The sequence below is a fragment of the Azospirillum sp. CT11-132 genome (assembly GCF_047302835.1).
In the GTDB taxonomy this organism is placed as follows: domain Bacteria; phylum Pseudomonadota; class Alphaproteobacteria; order Azospirillales; family Azospirillaceae; genus Azospirillum.
In genome coordinates, this window is record NZ_JBGLZA010000006.1 from 111,234 (window position 1) to 127,201 (window position 15,968).

At 69.3% G+C, this 15,968-nt stretch carries 14 protein-coding genes; 9 read left to right on the forward strand and 5 right to left on the reverse strand.

From position 1 onward, the window contains the following. Window positions 1-349 precede the first annotated feature (349 nt). Complete coding sequence (locus ACCD06_RS24530; RefSeq protein ID WP_109149696.1) at window positions 350-853, forward strand: helix-turn-helix domain-containing protein; 504 nt, start codon at window positions 350-352, stop codon at window positions 851-853. Between the two features lie 15 nt (window positions 854-868). On the opposite strand, the gene ACCD06_RS24535 is transcribed toward ACCD06_RS24530, so the two are convergent. Further along, window positions 869-1,477 (reverse strand): transcriptional regulator, encoded by a 609-nt coding sequence (locus ACCD06_RS24535; protein ID WP_109156451.1) that lies wholly within the window; start codon window positions 1,475-1,477, stop codon window positions 869-871. A gap of 386 nt (window positions 1,478-1,863) precedes the next feature. Continuing rightward, window positions 1,864-4,083 (reverse strand): ATP-binding protein, encoded by a 2,220-nt coding sequence (locus tag ACCD06_RS24540; protein ID WP_413344167.1) that lies wholly within the window; start codon window positions 4,081-4,083, stop codon window positions 1,864-1,866. 139 nt (window positions 4,084-4,222) lie between these two features. Here ACCD06_RS24540 and ACCD06_RS24545 point away from each other — a divergent pair, with 139 nt between their 5' ends. The 3 genes from ACCD06_RS24545 to ACCD06_RS24555 all read left to right on the forward strand — a co-directional run bounded on the left by ACCD06_RS24545 (window position 4,223) and on the right by ACCD06_RS24555 (window position 6,930). Further along, on the forward strand, window positions 4,223-4,657 hold the full coding sequence (locus ACCD06_RS24545; protein WP_109156453.1) for a response regulator: 435 nt from the start codon (window positions 4,223-4,225) through the stop codon (window positions 4,655-4,657). Between the two features lie 180 nt (window positions 4,658-4,837). Continuing rightward, complete coding sequence (locus ACCD06_RS24550) at window positions 4,838-5,599, forward strand: exopolysaccharide biosynthesis protein (RefSeq protein ID WP_136703732.1); 762 nt, start codon at window positions 4,838-4,840, stop codon at window positions 5,597-5,599. A gap of 26 nt (window positions 5,600-5,625) precedes the next feature. Then, window positions 5,626-6,930: a hemolysin family protein gene (locus ACCD06_RS24555; protein WP_136703733.1), complete on the forward strand. Its 1,305-nt coding sequence runs from the start codon at window positions 5,626-5,628 to the stop codon at window positions 6,928-6,930. Between the two features lie 220 nt (window positions 6,931-7,150). Here the strand turns inward: ACCD06_RS24555 and ACCD06_RS24560 are convergent, their stop codons facing one another. Both ACCD06_RS24560 and ACCD06_RS24565 read right to left on the reverse strand, forming a co-directional pair. Further along, window positions 7,151-7,417, reverse strand: a complete 267-nt coding sequence (locus tag ACCD06_RS24560) for a hypothetical protein (protein WP_136703734.1) — start codon at window positions 7,415-7,417, stop codon at window positions 7,151-7,153. Window positions 7,418-7,494: 77 nt separating this feature from the next. After that, window positions 7,495-7,884 carry a DUF1636 domain-containing protein gene (locus tag ACCD06_RS24565; RefSeq protein WP_413344170.1) on the reverse strand — a complete coding sequence of 130 codons (390 nt, stop codon included), beginning with the start codon at window positions 7,882-7,884 and terminating at the stop codon, window positions 7,495-7,497. Between the two features lie 315 nt (window positions 7,885-8,199). Here ACCD06_RS24565 and ACCD06_RS24570 point away from each other — a divergent pair, with 315 nt between their 5' ends. Then, on the forward strand, window positions 8,200-11,658 hold the full coding sequence (locus ACCD06_RS24570) for an ATP-binding protein (protein ID WP_413344172.1): 3,459 nt from the start codon (window positions 8,200-8,202) through the stop codon (window positions 11,656-11,658). After that, window positions 11,655-12,587, forward strand: coding sequence for a response regulator (locus ACCD06_RS24575; protein WP_413344174.1), 933 nt, complete (start codon window positions 11,655-11,657; stop codon window positions 12,585-12,587). The genes ACCD06_RS24570 and ACCD06_RS24575 overlap by 4 nt, the downstream gene beginning before the upstream one ends. A 34-nt stretch (window positions 12,588-12,621) precedes the next feature. On the opposite strand, the gene ACCD06_RS24580 is transcribed toward ACCD06_RS24575, so the two are convergent. After that, the gene (locus tag ACCD06_RS24580) at window positions 12,622-13,086 is read right to left on the reverse strand and encodes a MaoC family dehydratase (protein ID WP_109156784.1); all 465 of its coding nucleotides are present in this window, start codon (window positions 13,084-13,086) and stop codon (window positions 12,622-12,624) included. 186 nt (window positions 13,087-13,272) lie between these two features. Here ACCD06_RS24580 and ACCD06_RS24585 point away from each other — a divergent pair, with 186 nt between their 5' ends. From ACCD06_RS24585 to ACCD06_RS24595, 3 genes are read left to right on the forward strand one after another with little or no spacing between them, the layout of a single operon-like run. Then, window positions 13,273-13,851 carry a chemotaxis protein CheW gene (locus ACCD06_RS24585; protein ID WP_413344819.1) on the forward strand — a complete coding sequence of 193 codons (579 nt, stop codon included), beginning with the start codon at window positions 13,273-13,275 and terminating at the stop codon, window positions 13,849-13,851. Next, window positions 13,848-15,263 (forward strand): CheR family methyltransferase, encoded by a 1,416-nt coding sequence (locus tag ACCD06_RS24590; RefSeq protein ID WP_413344176.1) that lies wholly within the window; start codon window positions 13,848-13,850, stop codon window positions 15,261-15,263. The genes ACCD06_RS24585 and ACCD06_RS24590 overlap by 4 nt, the downstream gene beginning before the upstream one ends. Continuing rightward, complete coding sequence (locus ACCD06_RS24595) at window positions 15,263-15,964, forward strand: chemotaxis protein CheW (protein WP_413344178.1); 702 nt, start codon at window positions 15,263-15,265, stop codon at window positions 15,962-15,964. Before ACCD06_RS24590 ends, ACCD06_RS24595 begins: the two co-directional genes overlap by 1 nt. Window positions 15,965-15,968 lie beyond the last annotated feature (4 nt).

Genomic DNA, 15,968 nt, shown 5'->3' on the forward strand with positions numbered 1-15,968 from the left:
CTTGGGTCACAATGCCGCAGCCGGCTCCGGGCGTGAGCGGAGCCGCCCGGCGGACGCGACTGTGGGTAGGGCGATACCGCTCAATGCGCGAAAAGAGTGCGGTCCTATGACCAACCGGCCGATTCCCGCGAAAACCGCCCTGCCCAAAAGAGGTAACTGGTCCAGCAGCGGTTGACATCGGCAGGTCGCGGTCATAGCTGAGTTGCAATCCGTCCCCGTGACCGGCCGATTCGTCTTCCCGGCGACGTGTTCCTAAGCTTCGGCGCCAGTGGAGGCGTTCCGGATGGCGGCGGGAGGAGTCGGCTGCCGGGACCAGTGCGGGCCAGTACAGGATCGAAGGGGAAAAGCCATGAAACGGCGTGGGCGCGAAAAGAAGGAAGGCCTGAACGAGGTCGATGTGTTCGTCGGCCAGCGCCTGCGGGAGCTGCGCATGCTCGCCGGCCTCAGCCAGAGCGACGTCGCCGCGGCGTTGGGGCTGACCTTCCAGCAATTGCAGAAGTACGAGCGCGGCTTCAACCGCGTGTCCTCCAGCCGCCTGTTCAAGCTGGGCCAGTTCTTCCGTGTGCCCGTCTCCGTCTTCTTCGAAGGGCTGGAGAACCGCCAGCAGGCGGGCGAGGGCGGCGAGATGCCCGCGGCGGCCGGCGGCGAGGAGCAGGAGAACACGCTGCAATCGCGCGAGGCGCTGATGCTGGCGCGCTATTTCCAGAGCATCCGCGACCCGCAGATCCGCGCGGCCATCCGCGAGCTTGCCGAGCGCTGCGCCGAGCAGCAGGCCGACGGCGCCTCCACCGGCGCGGCGCCGGCCCCCAAGCGCGGCCGTGGCCGCAGGGCGGAGCAGGGCGGCCACGCCTGATTCCGACTGGGGGTCTCAGGCCGGCTTCAGCCGCCGGTAATGCTCCAGGAAATCGGCCAGCGCCTCCTCCGGGCCGAGCGGCACGATGGCGGCCTCGTCCGGGTCGGGCAGGTCGCGCCAGTTGACGCGGTGCGGCGCGCAGAGGTCGCGCAGTTCGGTCGCCAGCGCCCGCTGGTCGGCCAGCTTGACCGCCTTCGGCTCCGGATGGCGGAAGCCGAAGCGCAGGGCGAGCGCGCTCTTGATCGGCTCCACTGCCTGCCGGATGGCGTCGCGGCCGATCCGCACCTTCCACGGCGTCGGCCAGTCGCCGGTGAAGGCCTCCTCGCAGTCATGCATCAGCGCGTCGTAGGCATAGCCCTGCGGCGCCAGCCGGCTGGCCAGGACGCAGTGCTGGGCCACGCTGAAGAAGCGCTGGGTGTTGCCGACGAAGCGGCACTGGTAGGCCAGCGGCCGGGCAATGTCCTCGATGTCGAAGGGGCCGAAGTCCGGCCGCTCCAGATCGACGGTGCGACCCGAATAGGTGATCATCACCGCCGTCGGCTCGGGTACGTCGAGCAGATCGAACTGGTCGGGATGGGTGACGCGCGGCGACCCGCCGCGCCGCTTCGGCGCTGCTTTCTTCATGCCCCGAGTCTCTAGCAGATCGGTCCCGCGCCGCTCAACCGCGCGTAATCTCCCTCTCCCCCCGGGGCTATGACATTCACACATCTCAGCGTCACGTAAGGCATTGGGATAAAGCAATTTTGTCGGCCGTCTTTTGTCGGCCGTCATTCCCGCGAAGGTGGGAATCCAGCCACATCCGCCGCTGATCCGCGGAGTTTCCTGGTTCCCCACCTTCGCGGGGATGACGCAAAGTTCCTTTTGTTCCAGATGCTTAGCAATAGTTGGGATTGTGTGAATGCCATAGCCCCCGGGGAGAGGGTCGGGGTGAGGGGGATGCACAGGGTGGATTTGGTGGGAAGCGGAGAGTGCGCGATTCTTGAAGATCCTCGCCGCGCGACCCCCTCACCCTAACCCTCTCCCCGGGGGGGAGAGGGGATACTTTCTGCCGGGTCGCGCACCAGGCTGCTGGTGGCGGCGACGGTGGTCTCCAGCAGGGGCAGCAATGCTGCGACCTTCTCGGTGTCGGCCGGGCTGTCGTTGATGGCGCGGGCGATGGCGGCCATGCGCGGAGCGCCGAAATTGGCGGCCAGCCCGGTCAGCGTGTGGGCCGCCTGCTTCAGCTCCTTCGGCCGGCCGGCCTGCAGGGCGGAGCGGATCGCCGTCAGTTCGCGCAACGCCGTCTCCGGCAGCAGTTGCAGCATGCCGTCCAGCGCCTCGCCGCCCAGCGCCAGCCGCAGCTCCGCCAGCTTGACCCGGTCGATCAGCGGCAGGGACGAGAACTGGCCGCCCTCCGCCGCCGGGCGGCTGGGCATCGGCACCACCCGTCCGTCCTGCGGCCGGGTCGCCAGATCGATCAGCACGGCGTTCAACTGCTCCCAGTCGATCGGCTTGGTCAGATAGGCGTCCAGCCCGGCGGCCATATGGCCGTCGCGATGCTCCGGCAGGGCGTCGGCCGACAGCCCGACGATGGGGATGCGCGCCACCGGCCCGTCCATCCGGCGGATCGCCCGCGCCGTCGACCGGCCATCCAGCACCGGCATTTCCATGTCCAGGATCAGCGCGTCGTAATCGGCCGCCGTGACCGCGGCCAGCGCCGCCCGCCCGTCGGCCACCGCGTCGATCTGATGGCCGATGCGGGTCATCATGGCGACGATCAGCATGCGGTTGATGTCGTTGTCCTCAGCCAGCAGAAGCCGCAGCGGCACCCGCGTCGGCTCCGGCATCTCCGCCGCCGACAGGGCCGGCCGGGAACCGAGGTCGGCGGCCGGCTGCGCCTCCGCCAGCCGGCTGCGGATCGAGAAGCGGAAGGTGGACCCGCGGCCGGGCGCGCTGGAGACGGTGATCTCGCCGCCCATCGCCTCCACCAGCCGCTTGCAGATCGCCAGCCCCAGCCCGGTGCCGCCATATTTGCGGCTGGTCGACACGTCGGCCTGGACGAAGGCATCGAACAGGCGGGCGCGCTGCTCCGCCGTCATGCCGATGCCGTTGTCCTGCACCTCGAACCGCAGGATCACGGAGCCATCCGGCGCGCCCAAGTCGCTCGACGGGCCAACGGGAGGGTCCGGCGACCACACGGCGATCTCGATGGCGCCGCGGTCGGTGAACTTGATGGCGTTGGACACCAGATTGAACAGCACCTGCCGCAGCCGGGTCGGGTCGCCGCGGATGTGGCGCGGCGTATCCTCGGCGATGGAGGCCGACAGGCTCAGCCCCTTGGCCGCCGCCCGCACCAGGAACAGCTGGACCACGTCCTCCACCAGCCGGGGCAGCGAGAAGTCGATCTCTTCCAGCGTCAGCTGTCCCGCCTCGATCTTGGAGAAGTCGAGCACGTCGTTCAGGATCGTCATCAGCGTGTCGGCCGACGAGCGCAGCGTCTTGACGAAGGCCTTCTGCTGGTCGTTCAGCCCGCTGCCCATCAGCAGGTCGCCCATGCCGATCACCGCGGTCATCGGCGTGCGCAGCTCGTGGCTCATCATCGCCAGGAATCGCGACTTGGCGCGGCTGGCGTTCTCCGCCGCGATGCGGGCGGCCTCCGCCTCCTCCCGCGCGCCGTCCAGCTTCTCGGCCAGGGCGAAGGTCTCGGCCGCCAGCTTGGTCAGCTGCTCCTCGGCGTCGCGCAGTTCTTCCTGCGACCGGCGGCTGTGGGTGACGTCGGCGCAGGAGGCGGCGATCCAGCGCGTCGAACCATTAGGCCCCGGCACTGGCCGCAGGCTCAGCGCGTTCCAGAAGGCGGTGCCGTCCTTGCGGTAATTCAGCACCTCCACCGACAGTGGCCTCGCCTCGGCCAGCGCGGCGCGGATGGCCGACGCCGTCTCCGGGTCGGTGGCCGGCCCCTGCAGGAAGCTGCCGTCCTGGCCGATCACCTCGTCGGCCGCATAGCCGACCATCTCCAGGAAGGCGCGGTTGCAATAGACGATGGGGTGGTTGGGGAGGGTGGCGTCGGACACGGCGATGCCGCCGCCGCTGGCCTCCACCACGGCGGCGAACATCGCTGCGTCGGGCGAACTGCCGAAGGGGGACAGGGGGCGGCGGGCGGCGGGGTCAAGGGAGGAGCGGTCCTGATCGGTTCGGAAGGGCTGGCCTTGCGGCGGGTGGCAAGGATAGGACGTTGCGTGCCCGATTGCCATTCCCCGTCGGCGGGATCCGGGTGTCCGTCGTCCGGCAATGGCGATTCCGTTAACGACTGCGCAACAATACATCCAGAAAACTGTGTCGTCCGGCCGCGCGGCCAGCGTCCGGGTGAACACAGGCGGAGCGGAGAGCGTCATGGTGGTGGAGGCAGGTGGGCGGACCCGCCAGGTCCGGACGATACATGATCTCGGTGTGCTTCTGGTCGAGGACGACGACTTCACCCGCAAGCTGATCTACCGGCTGCTGCACGACATCGGGCTGCGGACGGTGTTCGAGGCGGCGGACGGCGTCCAGGCGCTCGACATCCTGCGCAAGAACGGCGAGGACGTCGACGTGGCGATCTGCGACCTGGAGATGCCGCGGATGACCGGGTTGGACCTGCTGCACGCCCTGCGCACCGCCACCGGCAACCCGCTGGCCGACCTGCCGGTGCTGGTGCTGACCGGCCACCGCGAGGCGGATGTGGTGAAGCGCGCCATCGCCTATGGCATCTCCGGCTACCTGGTGAAACCGGTCTCGAAGGCCGACCTGACGAAGCGCCTGGCCTTCGTCATGCAGAAGCGCCAATAGCCTGGACGGGCAGGGCGCGCCCTACTGTCCGTTCCCCGGTCCGACCTCAACCGGCGCTGGCGCTTTCTCCGCCCTTCCTGTAGAAGGGAGATCGCTACCGCCGCGACGCGAAAGGTCCATGGGTTCCTGCCATCCTTCGCCCGGCCCGCTCCGATCCCGTTTCCGGCATCGGGGAGAGCCGTGAGCAAAGATCGACCTCCCGGGTCGTCCCCCAGGTCGTACGACGCACCCCATCCCAGTCCGGAAAGGGCCAGTGCGGAAGGGAGTTGTGCGCGCGTTTCGGACCTGCTGGACGACTTCCTGACGCGCGGCGCCGCCACCGGGGCCGCCACCGGCGATCCCCTTTCCAACGATCCGGCCGTACCGTCCCGCATTCCGCCCGGCGAGACGTCTTCGCGAATCTCGCTCGGCGAGATTATGGACGCGCTGGGCGACCGTGCCTTCGGCGCGCTGCTGCTGATCCTTTCCATTCCCAACGTGCTGCCGGTTCCCGGCCTGTCGACCGCCACCGGCGTGCCGATGATCCTGCTCGGCGCCCAGATGGCGCTGGGCCGGCATGGCCCCTGGCTGCCGCGCCGCATGCTGGCGGCCAGTTTCGACCGCAAGGCCTTCCTGGGCGTGATCCGCCGGGCCAAGCCCTGGGCGGAGCGGGTGGAGCGCCATTTGCGCCCACGCATGCCGGCGCTGGCCGGTCCCACCGCCGAACGGCTGCTGGGGCTGGCGGTGATGGTTCTGGCCGGCATCCTGTCCCTTCCCATCGTTTTCGGAAACCAGCCCCCTGCCTTCGCCATCGCGCTGATCGCGCTGGGGCTGATGGAATCCGACGGTGCCTTCGTCTCGGCCGGCCTGATCGCCGGCCTTCTGTCCATCGCCATCATCGCCGCCGTCCTGCTCGGTCTCGGGCAGGCGGCGGTCGCCGTGGCGCAACAATTGATCGGTTGAGGGAGCGCCCCAAAGGGCACAACGCCATGATCTGGGAACTGTTGGTCATCGTCTTGCTGATCCTGCTCAACGCCTTCTTCGCGATGTCGGAGATGGCGCTGGTGTCGGCGCGCCGCGCCCGGCTTCAGCAGATGGCCGAGGAGAAAGGCGGCGCGGGCGCCCGCGTCGCGCTGGAGCTGTCGGAGGATCCGAGCCGCTTCCTGTCCACCGTGCAGGTCGGCATCAGCCTGACCGGCATCATCGCCGGCGCCTATGGCGGCTCCACCCTGGCCGAACGGCTCGGCGGCGTGCTGGACGAACAGGTCGCCTGGATCGCCCCCTACGGCCACACCGTCGCGTTCGCCCTGGTGGTCGCCGCCATCACCTATTTCTCCCTCATCATCGGCGAACTGGTGCCCAAGCGCGTCGCCCTGATCTCGTCGGAGCGGATCGCCGCCATGGTCGCCGCCCCGATGCGGACGGTGTCGCGCCTGTCGGCCCCGGTGGTCTGGCTTCTCGGCGTGTCGAGCGACGCGGTGCTGAAGCTTCTGCGCCTGCCGACCTCGCGCGAGCAGACGGTGACGGAGGAGGAGGTCAAGACCCTGATCGCCGAAGGCACCCAGAGCGGCGTCTTCGAGCCGGCCGAGCGCCAGATGATCGAGGGGGTGATGCATCTGTCCGACCGCACGGTGCGGTCGATCATGACGCCGCGCCCCGACCTGATCTGGCTCGACATCGACGACAGTCCCGACGCCATCGGCCGCGAGATCTGCGACAGCGGCTATTCCCGCTTCCCGGTCTGCCGCGGCGACGTCGACGAGTTGCAGGGCATCGTCGCGGCCAAGGCGCTGCTCGACCAGTCGCTGAAGGGGGTTTCCTTCGACATCCGGGCGGCGATGGTCCAGCCGCTGGTCGTCCATGACGGCACGCCGGTCTTCCGCCTGCTCGACCTGTTCAAGCAGGCCAGCGTCCACATGGCGGTGGTGGTGGACGAGTACGGCAGCGTCGAGGGTCTGGTCACCATGACCGACATCCTGGAGGCGATCGCCGGCGAACTGCCCGACAGCAGCCACGAAGGCGACACCGCCGCCGTCCAGCGCGAGGACGGCAGCTGGCTGGTCGACGGCATGACCCCGGTCGAGGAGGTCGAGGCGCTGGTCGGCGTCAAGAACATGAAGGGGGAGGGCGATTTCCACACCATCGCCGGCTTCCTGCTCGATCATTTCGGTCACGTTCCGACCGCGGCGGAGCATTTCCATTGGAACGGCATCCGTTTCGAGGTCGTCGACATGGACGGCCGCCGCATCGACAAGGTGCTGATCCAGCTGAACCCGGAGGTTTCGGAGGGGTAGGGGAGTCGGATTCTTGCGACGCTAGACCCCCACCTAACCTCCCCCGCTCTCAGCGGACCTGCGGTCCGCCTGCCGCGTCAGCACAAAGCGAAGCTTTGTGCGAGAGCTGGGCGGGGGAGGGACTGCCGCCACTCTCCCGAACAAGCACTTATCCCCTCCCCCGCCCAGCGGGGGAGGGTTAGGGTGGGGGTCTAACTCTCCCCGGCGACAAGCGCCCCTCTCAATGCACCACCATCTCCCCATCCCCGAACGCGCCCCCGAACGCCCCATCGTCCGCATTGGTCGTCCGCACAGCCTCGACCAGATCGCGGACTTCCTCCGACAGGTCGTCGGCGTCCCAGCCATGGCCGTCGGCGCCGGCAACCACCAGCAGGCGCAGCGTGGTGCGCAGCAGGTCGCCGGCTTCCCAGCCGTTGGAGCGTTCCGCCTCGCGCGCCATGTGCAGCAGGCCGGTGGCGCAATTCAGGACCTCGGGGTCGACCTTCATCGGGCGCTCCTCCCCGCCCGTAAGGGCGAAAAAATCGTTGGTCTTGCCAACAATAATTGGACCGCCGCCCCGATGTGTCAAACCCGACCGTCCGGCTCCTCCAGCGGCGGGAGTCGGGAAACGAAACGACCCTTGACGCCCTGCGGCCATTGCTTGAACGGAACGATCCCGTCATCGGTGGCGGCATAGGCGCGCAGATAGGCGGTCAGCGTCTCCACCGTCATCTCGTCCGGGGCGAAGTCGCCCAGCACATAGTTCATCCGCGCGGCGGAGCGCACCGCGACGGCGCAAGGGCGCCGGCAGCTCATCAGGCAGCGCATCGGCCGCAGCCGCACCAGCGCCGCCAGATCGGGCTGGTCGGCCAGCGCCCGCTCCATCAGCGCCACCAGCTCCGCCCCCGGCCGCGTGGCGTCGGGCGGATCCTCCGGCCGGCGGCAGGTTTCACAAACGACAAGCTCGACGGTCATGCTTGGGCTTTCACAGATTGTCCGGGTCGTGAGGTTCGACAGCTAGAGACAGGGTCCGGCGCTGTCAATGATCGCCCTCTCCCGTCCCGGGAGAGGGAGGGGACCCACGAAGTGGGGAGGGTGAGGGGGGAGCCAAGAATCCCGAACCGCATGGCTCCGTGCCAAACCCCTCACCCTTCCCACCGCTTTGCGGCGGGCCCCTTCCCTCTCCCGGGGCGGGAGAGGGAGTTTCACAGCTCTTGCACCTTGCCAACCACCCCGAAACTCCCGACGATGCGGACCACCACAGGCGACGGGCGGGAACGGCGGACGGGCATGAGCGCGAGGCAACGGATCGTCCGTGAACGCCGGCAATACAACCAGCTCGCCGCCGACCAGACGCTGGAGGACTACGCGCTCCGCTACACCGCGGAACGGGCGCGGCGCTGGAGCGCGTGGCGGGTCGCCAACACCGCGCTCGGCGCCATCTCCTTCCTGGCCTGCGAGGCGCTGGGCGCCGCCGTCACCCTGACCTACGGCTTCGAGAACGCCATGGCCGCCATCCTGGCGGTGGCGGTTCTCAGCATCCTGGTCGGGCTGCCGATCACCTATCACGCGGCGAAGGCCGGGGTGGATATCGACCTGCTGGCCCGCGGCGCCGGCTTCGGCTATCTCGGCTCGACCATCACCTCGCTGGTCTACGCCTCCTTCACCTTCATCCTGTTCTCGATCGAGGCCAGCATCATGTCGGCCGGGCTGACCATGGTGCTGGGCATCCCGGCCTCGGTCGCCCATGTCATCAGTTCGCTGGCGGTGATCCCCATCGCCGTCTACGGCATCCGCTTCATCAGCCGCATGCAATGGGCGACGCAGCCGGTGTGGATCCTGCTGCAATGCGTGCCGCTGGCCTATTTCTTCCTGCTCGACCGCGAAACCCTGGCGCAATGGACCTCGCTGCCCGGCGTTTACGCCCCCGACGGCGGGCTGTCGCTGCTGCCCTTCGGCATGGCCGCCTCGGTCCTGCTCTCGCTTCTGCCGCAGATCGGCGAGCAGGTCGACTATCTGCGCTTCCTGCCTTCGCAGTCGCGCATCGGCAAGGTGCGCTGGTGGACGGCGCTGCTGGCCGGCGGACCGGGCTGGGTGGTGATCGGCAGCCTGAAGCTGGCGGCGGGGTCGCTGCTGGCCTTCCTCGCCATCAAGCACGGGCTGGCGGTGGAGGATGCGGTGCAGCCCAACAGCATGTACCACATGGCCTTTCTCGACGTGTTCGGCTCCCCCGTCGCGGCGCTGGCGCTGACCGGCATCTTCGTCGTCGTCTGCCAGATGAAGATCAACGTCACCAACGCCTATGCCGGCTCCATCGCCTGGTCGAACTTCTTCTCCCGCCTGACCCGCAGCCACCCCGGCCGCGTCGTCTGGCTGGTGTTCAACGTGCTGCTGGCCCTGCTGCTGATGGAGATCGGCATCCTCGGCGTGATCGAGAGCATCCTTGGCCTCTACGCCAACGTTGCGGTCGGCTGGCTGGGCGCCGTCGCCGCCGATCTGGCGGTCAACAAGCCTCTCGGCTTCAGCCCGCCGGGGATCGAGTTCAAGCGCGCCCATCTCTACGACATCAACCCGGTCGGCACCGGCGCCATGGGCCTGTCGGTTCTGTGCTCCACCACCGCCTTCTTCGGCCTTCTCGGCCCGGTGGCCCAGGCGCTGGCCCCCTTCATTGGGCTGGTCGTCGCCTTCGCCGCCGCCCCGCTGATCGCCTGGAAAACCGGGGGCCGCTATTACATCGCCCGCAAGTCCACTCAACTGCCCGGCGAGGGCGCGACCGTCCGCTGTTCGATCTGCGAGAACCAGTTCGAGCGGCCGGACATGGCCTTCTGCCCGGCCTACGACGCGCCGATCTGCTCGCTCTGCTGCACGCTGGAGGCGCGCTGCCACGATCTGTGCAAGACCGACAGCCGCTTCGCCGACCAGATCGCCCACAGCCTGCAACGGGTCCTGCCCAAGCGCATGGCTGCCGGGGTCCACACCCGCACCGGCCATTTCATCGGGGTGATGACGCTGTTCTCGCTGGTGCTGGGCGGGGTGCTGCTGGTCATCGACTTCCAGTACGCCAATGCCGACGCGGCGGAGCGGGCGGCGATCCACACCGCGCTGGTCACCGTCTTCGTCTGCCTGTTCATCCTGTCCGGTGTCGCCGCCTGGCTCTTGGTGCTGGCCCATGAAAGCCGCCGCAAGGCGGAGGAGGAGACCGGCCGCCAGACCGCCATGCTGATGGACGAGATCGCCGCCCACGAGCGCACCGACGCGGCCCTCCAGAAGGCCAAGGAGGTGGCCGAGGCGGCCAACGCCGCCAAGAGCCGCTACATCATCGGCGTCAGCCACGAAATCCGCGCGCCGCTCAACGCCATCTCCGGCTATGCCCAGCTTCTGGAGAGCAACAGCACCCAGCGCCCGCAGGACGCCGTCCGCGTCATCCGCCGCAGCGCGGAGCATCTGTCGAACCTGATCGACGGACTGCTCGACATCTCCAAGATCGAATCGGGCCTGCGCCGGCTCAGCCGCGACAAGGTGCAGCTGATCGACTTTCTCGACCAGCTGGCCGACATGTTCCGCATCCAGGCATCGGCCAAGGGGCTTGAGTTCCGCTATGCCCGCGTGCCGCATCTGCCGGTCTGGGTCCACACCGACAGCAAGATCCTGCGGCAGATCCTGATCAACCTGCTGTCCAACGCGGTGAAATACACCGAGAGCGGCCATGTCGCCCTGACCGTCCGCTACCGCAGCCAGATCGCCGAGTTCGAGATCGCCGACAGCGGCATCGGCATCCGGGCGGAGGATCTCGACCGCGTCTTCGAACCGTTCGAGCGCGGGCGGGGGGCGGCGGTGCGGGCGGTGGCCGGCACCGGACTCGGCCTGACCATCACGCGGGTGCTGACCCGGATCATGGGGGGCGACATCGCGGTGCGCAGCGAAGCGGGGCGGGGCAGCGTCTTCACCGTCCGCCTGCTGCTGTCGGAGGCGATGCACCGGCCGGGCGAGCAGGTGGAGCGCCGCGCCATCACCGGCTATGCCGGGCCGCAGATCACCATCCTGCTGGCCGACGACGACCGCGACCATCTGGCGCTGATGACCGACATCCTGCGTCCGCTTGGGTTCGTGCTGTTCACCGCGTCCGACGCCGCCACCTGCCTGGAGTTGGCGGCGCAGTGCAAGCCCGACGTCGCCATGCTCGACATCTCCATGCCCGGCGAAAGCGGCTGGGACGTGGCGGAGGAGCTGCGCCGCCAGTTCGCCGACCGCATCCGCATCATCATGGTCTCCGCCAACGCCTATGAGGCGCAGGGACCGGGCGACGGCCGGGCGCCGCATGACGCCTTCGTCGCCAAGCCCATCGAGATCCACGCGCTGCTCGACCGCTTGCAGGCGCTGACCGGCCTGGAATGGCTCCATGCGGCGGAAAAGCCGGCGGAACCGCTTGCCCCGCCGCCCGCGCCGGCCGATCAAGCCCCCGAGCCGTCCAATCACCCGCCGGAGCCGGCGCTGCGTCATCTCGACGACCTGCGCCAGCTTGGCCGGATCGGCTATATTCGTGGGATCGAGGCCAAGCTGCGCGAGATCGAGGCGGAGGATGCCGCCGCCCTGCCTTTCGTCGAGCGGCTGCGAACGCTGGTGCGCGCCTTCGACCTGAAAGGCTATATGCGTGCGGTGGAAGAGGCGGCGGCGCAGAGCGACGCCGCGCAGGACCAAGACGATCTGGACCAAGATGATCTGGCGGAAGATGGGGCCGTGACGGGATGAAGCGCCGCGACATGATCCTGGTGGTGGACGACACCCCCGACACGCTGGGATTCCTGACGGAGGCCATCGAGCAGGCCGACCTGACCGTGCTGGTCGCCGTCGACGGCGAAAGTGCCCTGGACCTCGTCAGCCAGATCACCCCGGACCTGATCCTGATGGACGCGGTGATGCCCGGCCTCGACGGCTTCGAGACCTGCCGGCGGCTGAAGCAGATCCCCCACCTGTCGCACATCCCCGTCATCTTCATGACCGGCCTCAGCGACACCGAGCATGTGGTGAAGGGGCTGGAGGCCGGCGGCGTCGACTACGTCACCAAGCCGATCGTGGTGGACGAGCTGATCGCCCGCATCCGCGTCCATCTGACCAACGCCCGCGTCGCCTACGGCGCCCGCGCCGCGCTCGACGCCACCGGCCGCTTCCTGCTGGCAACGGACGGGGAGGGCAGGCTGCTGTGGTGCACCCCGCAGGCGGAGCGGCTGCTCGGCGGCCTGCTGCCCGGCCCTGACGGCGTGCGCCCCGAAGCGGCATCCTCCCTGGCCGCCGGTCTGGTCCGGCTGCGCCAATCCTCATCCCCCGGCGCCTCGGCGGAGACCTTCACGATGGAGCTGCCGGACGGCGAGGGGGTGCGGCGGCTGGAGTTCACCTATCTCAGCCCGGCCAACCCCGACGAGTACCTGTTCCGCCTCAGCGAGCCGACCGCCGGACGGCAGGAGGCGATTCTCCGCGACGCGCTCGGCCTCACCGCGCGCGAGGCGGAGGTTCTGCTGTGGATCGCCAACGGCAAGCCCAACCGCGACATCGGCGAGATCCTGGGCATCAGCCCGCGCACGGTGAACAAGCACCTGGAACAGGTCTTCGCCAAGCTGGGGGTGGAAAACCGCGCCTCCGCCGCCGCGCTGGCAATCCGCACCCTGGCCGCGCGGGCCTGAAGGCGGCGAAGGCATGGTGGGGGAGGCGTGGCGTTCAGACCTCGACGGTCTGCGGGCCGCCCCGTCCGGCGATGATGTGGTTCATGATGCAGGTCATCACCGGCTCGCCGCGCTGGTTCACCGTGGTGTAGGCCAGCCGCACCGTGCCGCGCCCGCCGCGGCGCGACGGGATGGTCTCCACCACCTCGACCCGGGCGCGGATGGTGTCGCCGGGCCGCACCGGCCGCAGCCAGCGCAGCTCGTCCATGCCGGAGCCGCCAAGGCTGGTGCCGGTGATGATGCCGGTGTCGCGGATCAGCCGGAAGGTCAGCGACAGGGTGTGGAAACCGCTGGCGATCAGCCCCTGGAACGGCCCGTCGGCCGCCGCCGCCGCGTCCATATGGAAGGGCTGCGGGTCGAAGCGCAGGGCGAAATCCATGATCTGGCTGTCGGTCAGGGTCGCCCCTTCCGATTCGATCACGTCGCCGATGCGGAAATCCTCGAAATAACGGCCGGCCATCGTCTCTTCTCTCCCTGGTCCCGGTTTATCCTTGCCGCAACAGAGTAGCCCGCCCGATCCATCCGGCAAAGGGCAGGGACGATCGCGGCCGGGGCATAGGCCCTACGGCGTAAACCATTGGCGTAATTCGCATTCCGGTCGTGATGGGGCATGTTCCCGGTCGGATTCCAGACCATCGACGGACGGATGTCACCAAACCCAGCGCAAACTGTCTCCACCCCGTCGCCATTCCGTTGCGTCGTGTTTTCGGTTGCCGGCCGGGCGCTGGCGCTGCCGGTCGGGTCCGTGCGGCGTTTTTTGCCGTTGCCGCGTCTCGACCGGCTGCCGACGGCGCCGCTGCCGGTGGAGGGCGTTTTCCGCTATCAGGGGGAGGTGGTTCCGGTCCTGCGCCTGGACGTGCTGCTGGATCTGGCCGGGGAGGGCGCCGGGGCCGCCGAGCCGAACCTCTATTCGCCGTTGCTCCTCGTCACCTGGCAGGGGCGGCCGGCGGCGCTGCTGGCCGACCGGGTCCACGGCGACACCGCGGTCGATCCCGCCGAGCGCACCCCCTCCGACCCGTCGCTGACCTTCAACGGCTGTGCCGCCGGCGCCTTTCCGGACCGGATGACCGGCCGCGGCGGCACCGTGACCCTGCTGGATCCCGACCGGCTGCTCAGCGAGGCGGAAGGCCGGCTGCTCGACGCCTTCCGCGCCGTGGCGGAGCGCAGGCTGGCGCAGTGGCAGCACGCTCAGGACCCGGCCTCCTCCGCGGGCGGTGCCGCATGATGCCGAACGCCGTCGCCGCCGGGATCGAGAAGATCCGCCGCGATCCGAATTTCCTGCGCCTGAAGGCGATGGTGATCGACGCCACCGGGCTCGCCTATTATGCCGACAAGGATGCCGCCTTCGCCGAGCGGATCAACCGCCGGCTGCCCTTCGGCCGCATCACCACGGTCGGCGGCTATCTCGCCGCGCTGGAGGCGGAGGGGCCGACCGGCGCCGAATATCAGGGGCTCATCAACGAGCTGGCGGTGGGGGAGACCTTCTTCTTCCGCTACATCGAGCAGTTCGACGCGCTGCGTGCCGTCGCCATCCCCGAATGCCTGCGCCGCAACCAATCGAGCCGGCTTCTGCGGATCTGGAGCGCCGGCTGTTCCATCGGGCCGGAGGCCTACACGCTCGAAATCCTGCTGAAGCAGCATTTCGCCGCCCAGCTGGAAGGCTGGCAGGTCCACATCGTCGGCACCGACATCAACGGCGCCTTCCTGGAACAGGCGCGGCGCGGCGCCTATGGCGACTGGGCGGTGCGCGGCCTGTCGCCGGAAACGCTGGAGGCCTGCTTCGACCGCCAGGACAAGCTGTGGTCGGTGAAGCCGAAATTCCGGCAATGGACCAGCTTCCTCCCCTTCAACCTCGTGGATGGAGCGATCCCCTCCTATCCGCACGGGATCGGGCATTTCGACATCATCCTGTGCCGCAACGTCATGATCTATTTCGACGAGGCGACGCGGCACCGGCTGCTGGGCAACCTGCACAAGGCGCTGGCCGACGGCGGCTGGCTGGTGGTCGGCCATGCCGAGGCCGGTCCGCAGATGAACGAGCTGTTCATTCCGGTCTCGGTCCCCGGCGCCACCCTCTACCGCAAGCAGGCCGAAGCGGCGGCCCCGGCCGCGACGGTTCGCAGCCCGTCCCCCGGCCCGGCAGCGGCGGCCCCGGCTCCCGTGCTCAAGTCCCGCCGCGCGACCGGACCGGCGCCGGAAGCCGCGCCCGCTCCGCGCGCCCGCAAGTCCGCGCCGGCGGCGACGCCTCCCGCCGCACCGACCCCGCCGGAGCCCGCCGAAACCAACGAGCGCTCGACCGTTCTGGAAGCCTGTCTCGCCCGGGTGGAGGCGAGCCGGCTCGACCCCGGCGCCCATTACCAGCTGGGACTGGTGGAGGAGGAACTGGGCGTCGGCGATCCGGTGGCGGCCTTCAAGCGCGCGCTGTATCTCGACCCGCGATTCGTTCTGGCCGACTATCATCTGGCGCTGGCCTATTGGCGGCGCGGCCGGCTGCTCCCGGCGCAGCGCCATTTCCGCAATGCGCGCGAGGCGCTGGAGAGCCGTCCCGACGACGAGGCGGTGGCGGAGGGCGGCGGCCTGACCGTCCAGGAACTGCGCGGCATGCTGGACCTCTGGCTGACCGGTGAGGAGGGCTGATGGACGACACGCTTGCCGGCGCAGGGGCAGGGGCGGTGACGGGTGCCGCACCGCTGATCGCCGCCCTCGAAAGCGCTTCCCCCGACCGCGCCGCCGCCCGTGCGGCGATCGACTGGGACGAGGTGCACAGGAAGCTGGCCCGCCGCAACGCCGACCTGGAGGCGACCTTTGCCGGCCGCGGCCCCTGGGCCGACGCCGTGCTGGCCCGCCGGGCGGAGGATCTGGCCGAAATCCCGCAACTCCACGGGGAGGAGAGCGTCGGCATTCCGATGCTGGTCGCCCGCGGGGCCGAAACGCACTATGGGCTGGAGCTGCGCCATCTCGGCCATATCGTGCCGATGCCGCGGCTGGCCCGCGTGCCGGGGGCACCGCCCACCGTCCTAGGGGTGATCGCCGTCGCCGGCCGGGTGATGCGGCTGTTCGACCTCGACCGGCTGTGCAGCGGCCCGTCGGCCACTGTATCCGCCGCCCTGCTGTCCAGGACCGATGCCGGGACCGACCCGTTCGGCTACGCCATCGTGCTGCGCACCGGCACCGGCCGTCCGGCGGCCTTGCGCGTGCGGGATGTGGAGCGGGTGGCCGACATCGTGCCGCCGCGCGGCTCCGCCCCGGTGGAGGCCGGGCCGCTGGTCAGGGCCATCGCCGCCGACCGCATGGCGATCCTCGACATGGTGGCACTGCTCGACCTCGTGAAGACCTGAAACC

Coding starts and splice junctions, on each gene's coding strand:
- ACCD06_RS24530 (WP_109149696.1), top strand. CDS start 350: ATGAAACGGCGTGGGCGCGAAAAGAAGGAAGGCCTGAACGAGGTCGAT.
- ACCD06_RS24535 (WP_109156451.1), bottom strand. CDS start 1,477: ATGAAGAAAGCAGCGCCGAAGCGGCGCGGCGGGTCGCCGCGCGTCACC.
- ACCD06_RS24540 (WP_413344167.1), bottom strand. CDS start 4,083: ATGGCAATCGGGCACGCAACGTCCTATCCTTGCCACCCGCCGCAAGGC.
- ACCD06_RS24545 (WP_109156453.1), top strand. CDS start 4,223: ATGGTGGTGGAGGCAGGTGGGCGGACCCGCCAGGTCCGGACGATACAT.
- ACCD06_RS24555 (WP_136703733.1), top strand. CDS start 5,626: ATGATCTGGGAACTGTTGGTCATCGTCTTGCTGATCCTGCTCAACGCC.
- ACCD06_RS24560 (WP_136703734.1), bottom strand. CDS start 7,417: ATGAAGGTCGACCCCGAGGTCCTGAATTGCGCCACCGGCCTGCTGCAC.
- ACCD06_RS24565 (WP_413344170.1), bottom strand. CDS start 7,884: ATGACCGTCGAGCTTGTCGTTTGTGAAACCTGCCGCCGGCCGGAGGAT.
- ACCD06_RS24570 (WP_413344172.1), top strand. CDS start 8,200: ATGAGCGCGAGGCAACGGATCGTCCGTGAACGCCGGCAATACAACCAG.
- ACCD06_RS24575 (WP_413344174.1), top strand. CDS start 11,655: ATGAAGCGCCGCGACATGATCCTGGTGGTGGACGACACCCCCGACACG.
- ACCD06_RS24580 (WP_109156784.1), bottom strand. CDS start 13,086: ATGGCCGGCCGTTATTTCGAGGATTTCCGCATCGGCGACGTGATCGAA.
- ACCD06_RS24585 (WP_413344819.1), top strand. CDS start 13,273: ATGTCACCAAACCCAGCGCAAACTGTCTCCACCCCGTCGCCATTCCGT.
- ACCD06_RS24590 (WP_413344176.1), top strand. CDS start 13,848: ATGATGCCGAACGCCGTCGCCGCCGGGATCGAGAAGATCCGCCGCGAT.
- ACCD06_RS24595 (WP_413344178.1), top strand. CDS start 15,263: ATGGACGACACGCTTGCCGGCGCAGGGGCAGGGGCGGTGACGGGTGCC.